This is a genomic window from Telluria sp. AZSoR62, assembly GCF_058111565.1.
Window position 1 is genome coordinate 36,958 of sequence record NZ_JBYTST010000003.1, and the last position, 15,654, is coordinate 52,611.

The following is a 15,654-nucleotide window of genomic DNA, read 5'->3' on the forward strand; positions in this document are numbered from 1 at the left end:
CCCGCCCTGAGACGCTCAGTGATTTTTTTCGGCTGCGTGATTGATCGTGTACTTCGGGATTTCCACGACCAGGTCTTCGTCGGCGACGATGGCCTGGCAGGACAGGCGCGAATTGGGCTCCAGGCCCCAGGCCTTGTCGAGCATGTCTTCTTCTTTTTCTTCCTGCTCGTTCAGCGAGGCGAAGCCTTCGCGCACGATGATGTGGCAGGTGGTGCAGGCGCAGACGCGATCGCAGGCGTGCTCGATCTCGATGTCGTTCTCGAGCAGCACGTCGCAGACCGATTTGCCGGCCGGGGATTCCAGCACGGCGCCTTCCGGGCACAGGACTGGATGAGGGAGGATGACGATTTGTGGCACTTGGGTTACCTCGTTATATTTGTTTGATTCCGTCCGACCCGCGCCGTTGACGCCGTCGTTCCGGCACAGGACGAACGATACCTGATCGTTACACTTCGTCCAGCGACTTGCCCGCCAGCGCGCGCCTCACGCTCTTGTCCATGCGGCGGGCGGCGAATTCGTCGGTGCCCTTGGCCAGCGCCTGCACGGCTGCATGCAAGGCGTCCTGGCGCACGCCCGGCTCGATCGCCGCATCGTTCGAGCGCGCGATCGCATCGCGCACGCCCTGCACCAGCGTCGCCAGTTCGTTTTGCTCGGCCTCGGCCAGCAGGTCGCCGTCGGACGCCAGCGCCGACTGCGTCGCGAGCAAAATGCGCTCGGCCTCGACCTGCTCTTCGCGCAGCGCGCGCATCTGCATGTCGCCCTGGGCCGACGAGTAGGAATCTTGCAGCATGCGCGCCACCTCGTCGTCGCCCAGGCCATAGGACGGCTTGACGGTGATCGAGGCTTCCACGCCGGAGCGCGTCTCGCGCGCCGACACCGACAGCAGGCCGTCGGCGTCGACCTGGTAGGTCACGCGGATGCGCGCGGCGCCGGCGGCCATCGGCGGGATGCCGCGCAGTTCGAAGCGCGCCAGCGAGCGGCAATCCGACACCAGCTCGCGCTCGCCCTGTACCACGTGCACCGCCAGCGCGGTCTGGCCATCTTTGAACGTGGTGAACTCTTGCGCGCGGGCGCAGGGAATCGTCGAATTGCGCGGGATGATCTTTTCCACCAGGCCGCCCATGGTCTCGATGCCCAGCGACAGCGGGGTCACGTCCAGCAGCAGCCAGTCGTCGCCCTCGGCGCGGTTACCGGCCAGCAGGTTGGCCTGGATGGCCGCGCCCAGCGCCACCACCTTGTCCGGGTCGATGTTCGCGTGCGGGATCGTGTGGAAAAACTCGGACACGGCGCGCCGCACGTGCGGCATGCGCGTGGCGCCGCCGACCATCACGACGCCGTCGACATCCTCCACGCTCACGTCGGCGTCGCGCATCGCCTTGCGGATCGCGTTCATGGTCTTGCCGACCAGATGTTTGGTGATCTCGGCGAAGGTATGTGCGGTGATGGTCAGCTGTACCAGCTCGCCCGATTTCAGGATCGCCTCGATGGTTGTCTCGTCGTTGGTCGAGAGCTGTTCCTTGGCCTGGCGCGCCTTGACCATCAGGGTAGCCGTGTCCTGGTCCGATAATGGCGCCAGCTTGGCCTGCTCCATGATCCAGCAGAACAGGCGGTGGTCGAAATCGTCGCCGCCCAGGGCCGAGTCGCCGCCGGTGGACAGCACTTCGAACACGCCCTTGGAGAGCTTCAGGATCGAGATGTCGAAGGTGCCGCCGCCCAGGTCGTACACGGCGTAGACGCCTTCCTTGGCGTGGTCCAGGCCATAGGCGATGGCGGCGGCGGTCGGCTCGGACAGCAGGCGCAGCACGTTCAGGCCGGCCAACTGGGCCGCATCCTTGGTGGCCTGGCGCTGGGCGTCGTCGAAATAGGCCGGCACGGTAATGACCGCGCCCACCAGTTCGTCGCCGAGCGCGTCTTCCGCGCGCTGGCGCAGCGTGGCCAGGATCTGGGCCGAGGTCTCGACCGGGCTCTTGACGCCGGCGACCGTGTTGATCTGCACCATGCCGGGGCCGTCGACAAAGTCGTAGGGCAGGTTCTCGGCGTGGGCGATGTCCTTCAAGCCGCGGCCCATGAAGCGCTTGACCGACACCACCGTGTTCTTCGGGTCCGTGGTCTGGTGCGCCTGCGCCTTGTGGCCGATGTTGGCATTGCCGTTGGCCAGGTAACGCACCACCGAAGGCAGCAGCTGGCGGCCGTCCTCGTCGCTCAGCACTTCCGGGATGCCGCTGCGGACGGTGGCGACCAGCGAGTTGGTGGTGCCCAGGTCGATGCCGACCGCCAGGCGGTGCTGGTGCGGGGCGGTGGACATGCCGGGTTCGGCGATTTGGAGTAGTGCCATTGTCGTGTTACCTGTGTTGTTCTTGTTTGTTGCGGCGGGCCTGGATTACGCTGGCCGATGCGGATCGTGTCCCGTAGGGTGGGCAGGGTCATTTCGGGCAATGCCCGGAATGACGCCCACGCGTTCAGCCAGTGTTGGCGCAGTAGCAGATCATGCTGGAGTTGAACGCGTGGGCAGAATCTGCCCACCCTACGGGTTGCGGCTAGGCGTCCAGCGCCTCGAACGCATACTGCACTTCATCCCCGAACTTATCGAGGAACATCATGGCGCGCACGCCCTGCGCGGCCGCGTGATAGTCACCGGCGTCGAGCTGCCTGCCCACCTGCTCCAGCATCGCCTTGCGTTCGCGCCGCACCTGCGCGTCGAGCGCGTCCAGGGCGCCCGCATCCTTCGACGAGCGCGCATCGTCGAGCTCCTCGCGCCATTCCATCTGCTGCATCAGGAAGGCAGCCGGCATCGACGTGTTCGACTCGGTCTGCAGGTCGACGCCATTGAGTTCGCACAGGTACTGCGCGCGCTTTTGCGGGCTACGCAGGGTCTGGTAGGCCTCGTTGGCGCGCGTCGCCCACTGCATGGCGACGCGCTTTTCGGCGTCGGTGGCGTTCACGAAACGGTCCGGGTGCACGCGCCCCTGCACTTCGCGGTAAGCCGCGTCCAGCGCGTCGGCGTCGACCGTGAAGCGTGCCGGCAGCTGGAACAGCTCGAAATGGTTCTGCATCATGGATTAGATGCGGAAGCTTTCGCCGCAGCCGCAGTTGTCCTTGACGTTCGGGTTGTTGAAGCGGAAGCCCTCGTTCAGGCCTTCGCGCGCGAAGTCCAGTTCGGTGCCGTCGATATAGGCCAGGCTCTTCGGGTCGACGAAGACCTTCACGCCGTGCGACTCGAAGACCTGGTCTTCCGGCGTCATTTCATCGACGTATTCGAGCTTGTAGGCCAGGCCGGAGCAGCCGGTCGTGCGCACACCGAAACGCAAGCCGATGCCCTTGCCCCGGCGTTCGAGGTAACGGTTGACGTGCTTCGCGGCTTTTTCGGTCAGGGTGATGGCCATGGGGCGTACTCCAATATCTAACGTGTTACGCCTTCACGGCGTGCTTGGCTTTGTAGTCGGCGACGGCGGCCTTGATCGCGTCTTCCGCCAGGATCGAGCAGTGGATCTTCACCGGCGGCAGTGCCAGTTCTTCGGCGATCTGGGTGTTCTTGATCGACAGCGCCTCGTCCAGCGACTTGCCCTTGACCCATTCGGTCACGAGCGAGCTCGATGCAATGGCCGAACCGCAGCCATAGGTCTTGAACTTCGCGTCTTCGATCATGCCCTGGTCGTTGACCTTGATCTGCAGCTTCATCACGTCGCCGCAGGCCGGCGCGCCGACCATGCCGGTGCCGATCGCATCGTCGCCCTTGTCGAAGGCGCCGACGTTGCGCGGGTTCTCGTAGTGGTCCAGTACTTTGTCCGAATATGCCATGGTAGTGCTCCTAGAATTCTGGTGTGATTAGTGGGCTGCCCATTGGATCGAGTTCAGATCGATTCCTTCCTTGAACATGTCCCACAGCGGCGACAGTTCGCGCAGTTTGCCGACCTTCGACTTCAGCAGGTTGATGGTGAAGTCGATGTCTTCCTCGGTCGTGAAACGGCCGATGGTAAAGCGGATCGAGCTGTGCGCCAGCTCGTCGCTGCGGCCCAGGGCGCGCAGCACGTACGACGGCTCCAGGCTGGCCGAGGTGCAGGCCGAACCGGACGACACGGCGATGTCCTTGATCGCCATGATCAGGGACTCGCCCTCGACGTAGTTGAACGAGACGTTCAGGTTGTGCGGCACGCGGTGCGCCATGTCGCCGTTGATGTAGGCCTCTTCGATCTCCATAAGGCCCTTGGCCAGGCGGTCGCGCAGTGCGGTGATGCGCACGATCTCCGTGTCCATCTCTTCCTTGGCGATGCGGAAGGCCTCGCCCATGCCGGCGATCTGGTGGGTCGGCAGCGTGCCCGAACGCAGGCCGCGCTCGTGGCCGCCGCCGTGCATCTGCGCTTCCAGGCGCACGCGAGGCTTGCGGCGCACGTACAGGGCGCCGATACCCTTCGGACCATAGGTCTTGTGCGCGGTGAAGGTCATCAGGTCGCACTTGGTCTTTTCCAGGTCGATATGGACCTTGCCCGTCGCTTGCGCGGCGTCGCAGTGGAAGATGATGCCCTTGCTGCGGCACAGCTCGCCGATCTCGTCGATCGGCTGGATCACGCCGATCTCGTTATTGACCAGCATGACCGAGACCAGGATGGTGTCCGGGCGGATCGCCGCGGCGAGCTGCTCGACGGTGATCAGGCCGTTGTCCTGCGGCTCGAGGTAGGTCGCATCGAAGCCGACGCGTTCGAGTTCGCGCACGGTGTCCAGCACGGCCTTGTGCTCGGTCTTGACCGTGATGATGTGCTTGCCCTTGCTCTTGTAGAACTGGGCCGCGCCCTTGAGCGCCAGGTTGTTCGACTCGGTCGCGCCGGAGGTCCAGATGATCTCGCGCGGATCGGCGCCGACCAGGGCGGCCACGTGGGCGCGCGCTTCCTCGACGGCCGCTTCGGCGGTCCAGCCGTACATGTGGCTGCGCGAGGCGGGATTACCGAACTGCTCGCGCAGGAAGGGAATCATCTTGTCGGCTACGCGCGGATCGATCGGCGTGGTGGCCGAGTAGTCCATGTAGATCGGGAAATGCGGCGCAGTCGCAAAGCTCTGCTGGGTGGTTTTGTCCAAAGGCGCGTTCATCAGTTCACTCCGGTTTCAATTTTCTGTACGGCGGCGGCGGGTCGGTGCAGCACCACGACGTTTTGTTCTTTCTGCTTCTGCTGGTCGACCAGGTCTTGCAGCGAGACCGAATCGAGGTAGTCGACCATCTTGGCGTTGAGCGTGGTCCACAGTTCGTGGGTCATGCAACGGGTGCCGGAAGCAGCATCGGCGCCATGGCAATTCTCTTTGCCGCCGCACTGGGTGGCGTCGAGCGGCTCGTCGACCGCGATGATGATGTCGGCCACCGTCACCTTGGCGGCAGCGCGCGCCAGGCTGTAGCCGCCGCCCGGGCCACGGATCGACTCGACGATGGCGTGGCGGCGCAGCTTGCCGAACAGCTGCTCCAGGTAGGACAGCGAGATTGCCTGGCGCTGGCTGATGCCCGACAGCGTGACCGGACCATTGCCCTGGCGCAGGGCGAGATCGATCATCGCGGTAACAGCAAAACGGCCTTTGGTGGTCAGACGCATCACAACCCCGGTTAATGTTAAAATATTGCCTCTTTCCAACTCATCGACGCACTGCAACAATCAAACTCCTGATGCTGCCTGCCGAATAACCCGATTAGTTGAACGATTTAGTCAAGTATAGCAAATCCTGACCCTGTTGTCTTGGAGGCCCCCAAAACCGCAGGGTGGGCAACCGTCTCCCCCACGCGTCCGGCTCCCTTATCGCAAGCGCAACAATTCCATCGGCCCGAACAGGTCCTGCATTTCCCGGTGGCGGATGAAGGACAGGTTGTACGGATGCTCCGAAACAATCTGCGGCAGGGCCGCCGTCTCCGGCAATTTCCTCAACTGCTCCGCGATCTTTCCCCATAACACCAGAGTCGGCGGCGGCACGCGGCTGGCCAGCGCCGCCAGCACGGTTTGCAGGAAGGGCTGCCAGGCGCGTGCATCGACGACGGGCGCCACGTGCTTGCGAAATACCAGCGCGGCATTGAGCAGCAGGAAGCCTTCGCGCGTCAGGTTGTCCTGCAGTTGCGGCAGGGTCTGGATCGAGCCGTTGCTGCGCGCCGCCAGCGCCACCGGCGCCATCGCGCTGCCGCCGGTATCGTCCGCCCCCAGTTGCCCGCTCGCCACCAGCAGCATCTTCATGAAATTCCTCAGCGAGGTGGCGCGGTTGACCGGCTTGGACAGGCCGGAGTCGCTCCACAATGCGTCGACGGCGCCATCCATGAAGCACACACCGGTCGCGCTTTCGGCGCGCGGGTAGGGTCCCTCCCCCACCAGCACGTGCCGCACCTTGTCCAGGGGCTGGGCAAAGGCGGCGAAGATGCGGCCGCCGGTGGGCAGGTAGTCGTCGGCGGCCAGCGCCGGCAGGTAGGCGGGATCGGCCGCGGCAACGGCCTGCAGGCCCTGCTCCAGGATGGGCCGCCAGGAGGCGTCGGCACGGTCGAGGGCGTCGAGGATGGGCTGGGGAATCGGGTGGGCTGGCATGGCACAGTTTCAAGGTCGCGGGAGCGGCGGATTGTAGCGCAGCCAGATGCGTGAGTTAGGTGGTCAATCTAACATCGTGTTTCAGCGTTTCAGGGCATGATCTTCCTGCTGCCCGCTTCAGGGCATTCGACCAACCGACCAGGAGACACCATGCAAACCATTCGTGAAGTCATGACCGCCGACGTGCAAACCATCTCGCCGCAGGACAGCATCCAGCGTGCAGCCCAGATGATGGACGAACTCAATGTCGGCGCCATTCCCGTGTGCGACGGCAAGAAGCTGGTGGGGATGATCACCGACCGCGACATCACCGTGCGCTCGACTGCCGTCGGCCAGGCGCCGGGCGAGGCCAAGGTGGAAGACGCCATGAGCACGGACGTGCGCACCTGCTTCAGCAACCAGACCGTGGACGACGTGCTGGCCACGATGGGCGACGTCCAGATCCGCCGCGTGCCGGTGATCGACCAGGAGTCGAAGCAGCTGGTGGGCATCGTGTCGCTGGGCGATATCGCGACCAAGTCGCGCGGGGACACGGATGGGGCGCTGGACGAGATTTCGTCGCCGTCGGAGCCGGACCGTTCGTAGAAGCCGCAGTTAGCGCTGTCACTGCCGTGGGAACTTGCGTCCCGGCCTGCGCCGGGACGATGGTCTTGCCGGAAGCGACGCTTACTCGGCGTCCGCCTGGCGCGATGGATGCGCCGCCTTGAAGGCCGGCAGCTCCACGCACAGGTTGTTGATGCGCGCGATCGTCGGGTAGGCCGCCAGGTCGACGTTGAAGCGCTGCGCATTGAATACCTGCGGCACCAGGTAGCAGTCGGCCATCGTCGGGCTGTCGCCGTAGCAGAAGCTGCCGGTACAGCTATTGCGCGCCAAATGGGCTTCGAGCGAGCGGAAGCCCTCGATGATCCAGTGGCGGTACCAGTCGTTGCGCACCTCCTCGGGCTGGCCGAGGTGGTGCTTCAGGTAGTTCAGCACGCGCAAGTTATTCAGCGGGTGGATGTCGCAGGCGACGATCTGCGCCAGCTCGCGCACGCGCGCCCGGCCAACCGCGTCTTTCGGCAACAGCGGGACCAGCGGATAGGCGTCCTCAAGATATTCCAGGATCGCCATCGACTGCGTGAGCGTGATGGCGTGGTCCTGGAAAGCCGGCACCAGCGCGCTCGGGTTGACGGCGCGGTAGTCGTCCATCAAGTGCTCGCCGCCGCCGCGCACCAGGTGCACCGGCACGGCATCGAAGTCCAGGCCCTTCAGGCCCAGCGCGATGCGCACCCGGTAGGCGGCCGAGCTGCGAAAGTAAGTGTAGAGTTTCATGCCCCCTCCTGTCATTTCCGGTGATAGCGCGTCACTTCCTGGTCGATGGCGCCGAAGATGCTGGCCCCCTGCGCATCCACCATCTCGATGCGCACCGTGTCGCCAAAGCCTAAGTAAGGCGTCTGCGGCTTGCCGTCCTCGATGGTCTCGTACATGCGCACTTCGGCCAGGCAGCAGTAGCCGACGCCGCCGTTGCCGATGCTGGAACCATGCAGGCCGCCCTGCTTGTTCGACACCGTGCCCGAGCCGATGATGCTGCCCGCGCCCAGTTCGCGCGTCATGGCCGCATGGGCGACCAGGCGCGCGAAGCTGAAGGTCATGTCTTCGCCCGCGTTCGGACGGCCGAAGGGCTGGTCGTTGAGCGTGACCAGGATCGGCAGGTGCAGCTTGGAATCCACCCAGGCCTCGCCCAGCTCGTCCGGGGTCACGGCCACCGGCGAGAAGGCGCTGGCCGGCTTGGACTGGTAGAAGCCGAAGCCCTTGGCCAGCTCGTTCGGGATCAGGTTGCGCAGCGAGACGTCGTTGACCAGCATGACCAGGCGGATCGCGGCGGCCGCTTCTTCCACGCTGGCGCCCATCGGCACGTCGCCGGTGACCACGGCCACCTCGGCCTCGAGGTCGACGCCCCACTCCTCGGACAGCACCGCGATCGGGTCGCATGGACCGACGAACGAATCCGAGCCGCCCTGGTACATCAGCGGGTCGCTGTAGAACGAGGCCGGCACCTCGGCATTGCGCGCCTTGCGCACCAGCTCGACGTGGTTGATGTAGGCCGACCCGTCGCACCACTGGTAGGCACGCGGCAGCGGCGAATGGCATGCCTCCTCGAGGAAGGACTCGGCCTGGTCGGCGCTGCCCGCGTTCAGGCGCTCGTAGACTTTCTTCAGCTGCGGCGCGGCGTTTTCCCAGTCGTCCAGGGCGGCCTGCAGCGTGCGGGCGATCTTGGGGACGGCCTGGCAGGTGACGAGGTCGCGGCTGACGACGACCAGCGTGCCGTCGCGGCCGCCCGTCTTGAGTGTGGCGAGTTTCATTGCGCTTCCTTCAGGGTTGATTGCATTTCGCCATTACAATTCAAAACGAACTATCATTCAATCAGTATTTTTGACTTGATTTATCAGACTATCTTATGAATCCGACCCTGCGCCAGATGCGCGCCTTCGTATCCCTGGCCAAGACGGGTAACTTTACGCTCGCCGCCCAAAGCATGCACGTCACGCAGTCCGCGCTCTCGGGGTTGATCAAGGAGCTCGAGCAGACGCTGGAAGCCAAGGTGGTCGACCGCAGCACGCGGCGCATCGTGCTGACCGACATCGGCCGCGAGCTGTATCCGCTGTTCAGCCAGATGATCGACGACCTCGACGGCGCACTGGCCAACGTGGCCGACCACACCCGCCTTAAAAAAGGCATCGTGCGGATTGCCGCGCCGCAGCTGCTGTCCTGCACCCTGCTGCCCGAGGTGATCGCCGCCTACCGCAAGGCCAACCCGGACATCGAAGTGCGGCTCGGCGACACCGGGGTAGAAAGCGTGATCGCACGGGTGCTGTCGGGCGAGGCCGACTTCGGCATCGGCCCCGAGCGCGAACCCGCGCCTCCGCTCGATGCGCACGCGCTGTTCGAGATGCCCTTCGCGCTGGTGTTCCCGAAGGGGCACGAACTCGAGCAACAGGAGCGCGTGACCTGGAAGGACGTGACGCGCTACCCGTTCATCTCTCTGCAGGGCCAGTTCACCGAGCGCCTGCTCGACGACGTCCACGCATCCTTGCGCGAAGTGCCGGTCAAGCCTGCCAACGAAGTGACCTTCATGACCACGGCCCTGGCGATGGCCAGCGCCGGTCTTGGCGTGACGGTCTGCCTGCCGTATGCGCAGCCGCTCGCGACCCTGTACGGGCTGGTGATGCGCCCGCTGGAAGCGCCGGTGTTGAGCCGCCGTTTCTTCGTCTACACCCGCCCGGGGCGCTCGCTGTCGCCCGCCGCCGAAAGCTTCATCGCCTTCCTCCACGGGTTTGTCCGGCAAACGCAGGACCGAGCCACGCGCTACAATGAACGGCTCCGCTTTTCCGCATACGCCAACGATGTCCCTCAACACGATCGAGATCAACCGCCAAATGGACCGCTTCGACAGCCATGACAGCGTCTGGCTGTTCGGCTACGGTTCGCTGATCTTCAAGGCGGACTTTCCCTTCATCGAACGCCGACCCGCCAGCATCGCGGGCTGGAGCCGCCGCTTCTGGCAAGGCTCGCACGACCACCGCGGCACCGAGACCGCGCCGGGCAGGGTGGCGACGCTGGTGCCGGAGGAAGGCGCGACCTGCCACGGCATGGCCTATCTCGTCACACCCGAGGAATTCGCCCATCTCGACCACCGCGAAAAGAACGGCTACCTGCGCCTGGCCACACGGATCGCGTTCGAGGATGGCGGCGCGGCGGAAGGCATCGTCTACATCGCCACGCATGAGAATGCGGCCTTCCTCGGCCCGGCCAGCGAGCGCGAGATCGCGCGCCAGATCGCGGCGGCGCACGGCCCGAGCGGGCCCAACGTCGATTACCTACTCGAACTGGCGAGCGCCCTGCGCGCACTGGGCAAGCACGACGCGCACGTGTACGACATCGAGCGCCACCTCAACGAGTTCGGGCAGCGCTGATCCTTACGCGCTCTTCGCGAGCGCCAGGCACAGGGACGTGGCCGGGCGCAGCGAGATATTCAGCACCGGCCGCGGCGGCGCCTGCCCCGCGGGGACCGTCAGCACGAAGCGCTGCAGCAGCATGGCGGCGATCACCGTCATTTCCATCAGCGCCAGGTGCTGGCCCAGGCAGACGCGCGGGCCGGTCCCGAAGGGCATATAGGCGCCGCGCGCCATGGGTGGGGCATCGGCGCCAAAGCGCTCGGGGCGGAAAGCCTGCGGCTCCGGGAACCAGCGCGGGTCCTGGTGCATCAGGAAGACCGGGATCATGAACATCGTGCGCTGCGGGACGGTCCAGCCGCCCAGCACGATCTCGCGCGTCGAACGGCGGCTCATCAGGACGGGCGCGGCCGGATACAGGCGCATGGTCTCGTTCAGGGTCTGCGCCAGGTAGGTCAGCGCCGGCAAGTCCTCGCCACCGGGCGGGCGTCCCTGCAGCACAGCCTGCACTTCGCGCCGCGCCGCTTCCTGCGCCGCCGGGTTCGAGGCCATGCACCAGGCCCACCAGGTGAGGGTCGCCGCCGTGGTCTCGTGGCCGGCCAGGAACGCCGTCATGCATTCGTCGCGCACCGCATCCAGCGGCCAGGCTGCGCCATCGGCACGGTGCAATTCCAGCAGGCGGCTGAGCAGGTCCGCCGGCCAGGCATCGAGCGGCATGGCCAGGCGCGCCTGCACGTGGCGCTCGATCAGCCCCGTGAGCTGCGCGCGCACGGCGCGCTTGCGGCGCTTCCAGGGCATCCAGTCGGGCCAGCTGGCCGGCCAGAACATCTCGGCATTGCCGGTCACCAGGGCCGCATGCACGGCCGCCTCCATGCTGCGTGCCTCATCCCCGATCTCGCTCGAGAACATCATGCGCATGATGACGTCCATCGTCAGCCCGGTGAGCCGGCTTTCGATGGGCGCCGAGCTGCCTGGCTGCCAGCCATCCATCGCCTTGCCTGTCGCGGCCGCGATGGTCGGCACGAAAGCCTTGACCGCTTTCGGCGCAAAGGCCGGCTGCAGGGCGTGGCGCTTGGCCGCCCACTGCGGCCCTTCCGCGATCAGGACGCTGTTGCCCTGCAGGTAGGCGAAGATGCCGATGCCGCGTTCCCAGCGGATCAGGGCGTCGTGGTGACTCACCAGGAGCTCGCGCACCAGCTGCGGATCGCTCACCACGAGCTGGTGCTCCGGCCACATGCGCAGGTGCACCAGGTCGCCATATTCCTGGCGCCAGCCGGCGAGGGCCGCCGGCAAATCGCGCGCCATGCGCGCCAGCAGGCCCCAGCCGCTCAGGCCGGACGGCGGGCCGGGCGGCCAGGCGCCCGCAGGGTGGGCAACGGGCGCCGGCGGCTGGCCGCCGGCATGGAAGGGACACTGGGCAGGAGGGGGCGTGTTCATGGCATCCATTTTTCACGGCTTCGACCGGCGCGTCTTGAACGCAAACGACATCGACAGATTCACCTGGCCTGCCTATACTCCCACGCCATGGTGCCCGACCGCGACCCTGGACTCTTCCCCTGCCCCGACCGGCTGGCGCGCGCGCCGCGCTTATGCGAGGAGGGTCGCCTTCCACTCGACCGGCTTTACCTCGCACCGCCTGCATTGCAGGGCGCAATGCTGGCGCTCATCAGCCGCGACACCGCGCAGCTCGTGTCGACCGATCCCCAGCGGCTGTCGCATTTTCCCGCTTCGCCCCTGGTCACGCTGTCGTGGTACCAGGGGCTCGACGCCGGCCTGGTCGACCCGCAGCGCGGCTGGCAAGCATTCGGCGCACGCGTCGTGGTCTCGGGTAGCCAATCGCGTCCGCTGACCACCTGGGCGCCCACCGGCGGCCGCGGCTACATGGCCTGCTTCCTGCCCGACGTCGCCCAGGGCCTGTTCGGGATCGACCTCGCCAGCGTGCAGGACCGCTTCGTGCCGGCAATCGACGTCGTGGGCGCGCACTGGCAGCCCCTGTTCGACGCCCTGCTCGCCGCTGCGGACGACGGCGCGGCCATGCGCCTGCTCGAACAGCACCTCGGCCCGCGCTGGCGCAGCGTGCAGGGACGCAGCTCCAGCCGGCCGACGCTGCGCCAGGTCGGCCGGCACTGGGTCGAGCGCCTGGCCTGGCAAGCCCACGAATGGCGCAACACCTGCAGCACGCGCCAGGTCGAGCGGCGCATCAAGTCCTTCAGCGGGCGCTCGCTGCGCCAATGGCAGGCGCTCACCCGCACCGAAGGCGCCTTCTTCGCCGCGCGCGAGCGCTACGAGAACGGCCAGCCCTTCGAATGGGCGACGCTGGCGCTGGACCAGGGCTTTTCCGACCAGGCCCATTTCAGCCGCGTGACCCGCGAAATCTGCGGCTTCTCGCCCACCGAGTTCGCCGAGCGCTTCATCGAGGACGAGTCGTTCTGGATCTACCGGCTATGGGTGTGAGGACGGGCGCTTCGGCAATTGCGGTGCGGCCCGATATTCGACCGGCCGGCGCTGCGAAGTCCGCTAGAATCGTGAACGCGACAGCTTGCGACGCGCGGCCTGTTCCAACAAGACGCGTGTGCAGGCCACGCGCCAATAACAGGAGAACGGAAAATGTCGAAAAAGATGCTGCTGCTGTGTGGATGGATGCTCGCTGCGATGCAGCCGGTTGCGGCGCAGACCAGGACCGCCGAGCCGGCGGCGCACTACGACGCCGAACTGGCCAGGTCGCTAGGCGGCGACGACCAGGGCATGCGCAGCTATGTGCTGGTGATCCTGAAGACCGGCCCGAACAAGGTCACGGACAAGGCCGAGCGCGCAAAAATGTTCGAGGGCCACTTTGCGAACATCAACAAGTTGGCGGCCGAGAAGAAGCTGGCCGTCGCCGGCCCGCTGGACGGCAAGGAAGGCCGCCGCGGCATCTTCATCCTGGCGACGTCAAGCATGGAACAGGCCAAGAGCTATGTGGACGCCGACCCCGTCATTGTCAGCGGCGAGATGGTGGCGGAATACCACCAGTTCTACAGCTCGGCCGGCCTGATGGCCGTGAACGACGTGCACAACAAGATTCAGAAGAAAAAGTAAGCGCCAGGGGTGCGGCCGGCCAGGCGTCGCACCGCCGCGCCGCGCCCCTTGTGCATACTCGTGCCGGGCAAGCTCGACTAAAACAAATCCAGCTGCCCCGCCCCACTTCCACCCTGCTTGCCCGGCCGTGCCGGCACCACCAGCGGCTTGCGGAACTGCGAGCCGTCGAGCCTGCCGAAGCGCCCACGCAACTCCCCCATTCCCAGACGCTCTACCGACTTGGTGAAACGCTGGCGTATCAGGTCGGCCCAGACGCCTTCGCCCTGCATGCGCTTGCCGAAATCGCTGTCGTAGTCCTTGCCGCCGCGCATATCGCGTATGCGGTTCATCACGCGCTGCGCCCGGTCGGGAAAATGGGCTTGCAGCCATTCCTGGAACAAAGGGTTGACCTCGTTCGGCAGGCGCAGCACCGTGTAGTGCGCGCCCACTGCACCTGCATCGCGCGCCGCTTCGAGGATTTTTTCGATTTCCGGCTCGGTCACGAAAGGAATGATCGGCGCCACGCTTACGCTTACCGGGATGCCGGCATCGGTCAGCGTGCGGATGGCGCGCAGGCGCCGCGCCGGGGCGGCCGCGCGTGGTTCGAGCGTGCGGGAGATCTGCGGGTCGAGCGTGGTCAGCGTGATGGCGGCGCAGGCCTGGCCCTTCGCGGCCATCGGGGCAAGCAAGTCGATATCGCGCTCGATCAGCGCGGACTTGGTAATGAGCCCGACCGGATGCTGGCATTCGCTGAGCACCTCGAGCACCTGGCGCGTGAGGCGCAATTCGCGCTCGCAGGGCTGGTAGGCGTCGGTGTTCACGCCCAGGGCGATATGCTCGGGCACATAGCCCGGCTTGGCCAGCTCGCGCCGCAGCAGTTCGGCGGCATTGACCTTGGCGAACAGGCGGGTTTCGAAATCGAGGCCGGGCGACAGGCCGAGATAACTGTGCGTCGGACGCGCGAAGCAATAAATGCAGCCGTGCTCGCAGCCCCGGTAGGGATTGAGCGAGACATTGAAGGGGATGTCGGGCGAGGCATTGCGCGACAGGATGGTCTTGGCGTGTTCGTCGGTGACGACCGTGCGGAACACGGTGGGACCGTCCTCGTCGCGCTCCCAGCCGTCATCGAATTCTTCACGGCCATTGACCTCGTACCGGCCCTGCATGTTCGACACGGCGCCCCGCCCCTTGCGCGCCACGAGCGGACGCGGGCCGAGCATCGGCTGCTCGTCCATGGGCTGGCGGTCTCGTCCTTGGTCGCGCTCTGGCACGCTGGCTCCATACTGTGTATTTATACAGTATTTTACGCCCGCGCCGGGCAGAACTCAAGCAGGGCCTGCGTTGTGGCGCGGGTGCACCACATACGCCGCCTGCTGCTGTACGAAGCCCTCGAAAGCATCCAGCAGCGGCTGGAAGGCAGTTTCCGTTCCTTCTAGCTGGCCCAGCGCCAGGGCGGCCGCTTCCAGCGACGACAACTGGTGCGGCGCATGCGCCTTGCGGATCCGGTAGTTCGAGGGCGCCACGTCCACCAGCGCCAGCCGCGGCAAGCGCTGCAGGGCCGGGTTCAGGTAGAGCATCTTGCGGCTCTTGCGCCAGGTCGCGTCCAGCAGCACCAGCCGCACCCGCTCCGCGTCGAACGGTTCGCAGGGCGGCGGCGCCGGCAGCGTGGCGTCGCCAGGGGTCTGCGGATACAGCAGCACCGGGGTGCGCCCGCCGCCATGCAGCAGTGCGTCGAGCTGCGCCGGGTCGAAGACCTCGCCCACCGCCAGCACGCTGCCCGCCACGCTCAGGTGCAGCAGGCGCGCGCTGTTCTTGGCGTTGCCCACTTCCAGCGGGTGCTGCAGCACCAATAACGCGGCCCGCGCCTGAACCGGCGTGATCCAGCGGCAGATGCAGGCCGATTGCGCGCGCAGGCAGGTGGCGCAGTGCACGCGCCGGGTGGCGGACTCGGGTGGAGCGTCCTTGCTCATCCGATGATATTCCTTCCGATTTTTGACAGTTTCGCATCATAACCGCTGCGAAAAAGACACGTCTGCCGCCTGCCGGCGTGGTCATCTTTGCACGACGCAAAAATTTAGCTCAAGAGTTGGCTAAACAGATATTGCTCTGGCCTTTACGCGTAC

Annotated in this window: 18 protein-coding genes; 5 read left to right on the forward strand and 13 right to left on the reverse strand. The window is 65.9% G+C overall.

Annotated features, from left to right (window positions below):
• Positions 1 to 15 precede the first annotated feature (15 nt).
• From fdx to AC3XQU_RS06060, 8 genes are all read right to left on the reverse strand, one after another.
• Positions 16 to 357, reverse strand: a complete 342-nt coding sequence (fdx, locus tag AC3XQU_RS06025; protein WP_489873244.1) for an ISC system 2Fe-2S type ferredoxin — start codon at positions 355 to 357, stop codon at positions 16 to 18.
• Between the two features lie 88 nt (positions 358 to 445).
• Positions 446 to 2,335: a Fe-S protein assembly chaperone HscA gene (gene hscA, locus AC3XQU_RS06030; RefSeq protein WP_489873245.1), complete on the reverse strand. Its 1,890-nt coding sequence runs from the start codon at positions 2,333 to 2,335 to the stop codon at positions 446 to 448.
• A gap of 202 nt (positions 2,336 to 2,537) precedes the next feature.
• Positions 2,538 to 3,053 (reverse strand): Fe-S protein assembly co-chaperone HscB, encoded by a 516-nt coding sequence (gene hscB / locus AC3XQU_RS06035; RefSeq protein ID WP_489873587.1) that lies wholly within the window; start codon positions 3,051 to 3,053, stop codon positions 2,538 to 2,540.
• A 6-nt stretch (positions 3,054 to 3,059) separates the two neighbouring features.
• Positions 3,060 to 3,383: an iron-sulfur cluster assembly protein IscA gene (gene iscA / locus AC3XQU_RS06040; RefSeq protein WP_489873246.1), complete on the reverse strand. Its 324-nt coding sequence runs from the start codon at positions 3,381 to 3,383 to the stop codon at positions 3,060 to 3,062.
• Between the two features lie 25 nt (positions 3,384 to 3,408).
• On the reverse strand, positions 3,409 to 3,798 hold the full coding sequence (gene iscU, locus AC3XQU_RS06045) for a Fe-S cluster assembly scaffold IscU (RefSeq protein WP_489873247.1): 390 nt from the start codon (positions 3,796 to 3,798) through the stop codon (positions 3,409 to 3,411).
• Positions 3,799 to 3,825: 27 nt separating this feature from the next.
• Positions 3,826 to 5,082, reverse strand: coding sequence for an IscS subfamily cysteine desulfurase (locus AC3XQU_RS06050; RefSeq protein ID WP_489873248.1), 1,257 nt, complete (start codon positions 5,080 to 5,082; stop codon positions 3,826 to 3,828).
• Positions 5,082 to 5,573: a Fe-S cluster assembly transcriptional regulator IscR gene (iscR, locus tag AC3XQU_RS06055; RefSeq protein WP_489873249.1), complete on the reverse strand. Its 492-nt coding sequence runs from the start codon at positions 5,571 to 5,573 to the stop codon at positions 5,082 to 5,084. The genes AC3XQU_RS06050 and iscR overlap by 1 nt, the downstream gene beginning before the upstream one ends.
• Positions 5,574 to 5,771: 198 nt before the next feature.
• A complete protein-coding gene (locus AC3XQU_RS06060; RefSeq protein ID WP_489873250.1) occupies positions 5,772 to 6,542 on the reverse strand; it encodes a uracil-DNA glycosylase family protein in 771 nt (256 codons plus the stop codon).
• Positions 6,543 to 6,692: 150 nt separating this feature from the next.
• Here AC3XQU_RS06060 and AC3XQU_RS06065 point away from each other — a divergent pair, with 150 nt between their 5' ends.
• Complete coding sequence (locus tag AC3XQU_RS06065) at positions 6,693 to 7,127, forward strand: CBS domain-containing protein (protein WP_489873251.1); 435 nt, start codon at positions 6,693 to 6,695, stop codon at positions 7,125 to 7,127.
• 81 nt (positions 7,128 to 7,208) lie between these two features.
• Here the strand turns inward: AC3XQU_RS06065 and maiA are convergent, their stop codons facing one another.
• Positions 7,209 to 7,853: a maleylacetoacetate isomerase gene (gene maiA, locus AC3XQU_RS06070; RefSeq protein ID WP_489873252.1), complete on the reverse strand. Its 645-nt coding sequence runs from the start codon at positions 7,851 to 7,853 to the stop codon at positions 7,209 to 7,211.
• Positions 7,854 to 7,864: 11 nt separating this feature from the next.
• Complete coding sequence (locus AC3XQU_RS06075; RefSeq protein WP_489873253.1) at positions 7,865 to 8,884, reverse strand: fumarylacetoacetate hydrolase family protein; 1,020 nt, start codon at positions 8,882 to 8,884, stop codon at positions 7,865 to 7,867.
• 95 nt (positions 8,885 to 8,979) lie between these two features.
• On the opposite strand from AC3XQU_RS06075, the gene AC3XQU_RS06080 reads away from it, so the two are divergent.
• Together AC3XQU_RS06080 and AC3XQU_RS06085 are read left to right on the forward strand one after the other, a co-directional pair.
• Positions 8,980 to 9,981 (forward strand): LysR family transcriptional regulator, encoded by a 1,002-nt coding sequence (locus AC3XQU_RS06080; protein ID WP_489873254.1) that lies wholly within the window; start codon positions 8,980 to 8,982, stop codon positions 9,979 to 9,981.
• Positions 9,926 to 10,495: a gamma-glutamylcyclotransferase gene (locus AC3XQU_RS06085; RefSeq protein WP_489873255.1), complete on the forward strand. Its 570-nt coding sequence runs from the start codon at positions 9,926 to 9,928 to the stop codon at positions 10,493 to 10,495. The genes AC3XQU_RS06080 and AC3XQU_RS06085 overlap by 56 nt, the downstream gene beginning before the upstream one ends.
• Positions 10,496 to 10,498: 3 nt before the next feature.
• Here the strand turns inward: AC3XQU_RS06085 and AC3XQU_RS06090 are convergent, their stop codons facing one another.
• Positions 10,499 to 11,911, reverse strand: a complete 1,413-nt coding sequence (locus AC3XQU_RS06090; protein ID WP_489873256.1) for a cytochrome P450 — start codon at positions 11,909 to 11,911, stop codon at positions 10,499 to 10,501.
• Positions 11,912 to 12,127: 216 nt separating this feature from the next.
• Here AC3XQU_RS06090 and AC3XQU_RS06095 point away from each other — a divergent pair, with 216 nt between their 5' ends.
• Together AC3XQU_RS06095 and AC3XQU_RS06100 are read left to right on the forward strand one after the other, a co-directional pair.
• Positions 12,128 to 12,928, forward strand: coding sequence for a helix-turn-helix transcriptional regulator (locus AC3XQU_RS06095; protein WP_489873257.1), 801 nt, complete (start codon positions 12,128 to 12,130; stop codon positions 12,926 to 12,928).
• 153 nt (positions 12,929 to 13,081) lie between these two features.
• A complete protein-coding gene (locus tag AC3XQU_RS06100; RefSeq protein WP_489873258.1) occupies positions 13,082 to 13,552 on the forward strand; it encodes a YciI family protein in 471 nt (156 codons plus the stop codon).
• Between the two features lie 77 nt (positions 13,553 to 13,629).
• Here the strand turns inward: AC3XQU_RS06100 and AC3XQU_RS06105 are convergent, their stop codons facing one another.
• Together AC3XQU_RS06105 and AC3XQU_RS06110 are read right to left on the reverse strand one after the other, a co-directional pair.
• Entirely contained in the window at positions 13,630 to 14,751 is a 1,122-nt protein-coding gene (locus AC3XQU_RS06105; RefSeq protein WP_489873588.1) for a PA0069 family radical SAM protein, read from the reverse strand.
• 105 nt (positions 14,752 to 14,856) lie between these two features.
• The gene (locus tag AC3XQU_RS06110; RefSeq protein ID WP_489873259.1) at positions 14,857 to 15,501 is read right to left on the reverse strand and encodes a tRNA-uridine aminocarboxypropyltransferase; all 645 of its coding nucleotides are present in this window, start codon (positions 15,499 to 15,501) and stop codon (positions 14,857 to 14,859) included.
• Positions 15,502 to 15,654: the final 153 nt, after the last annotated feature.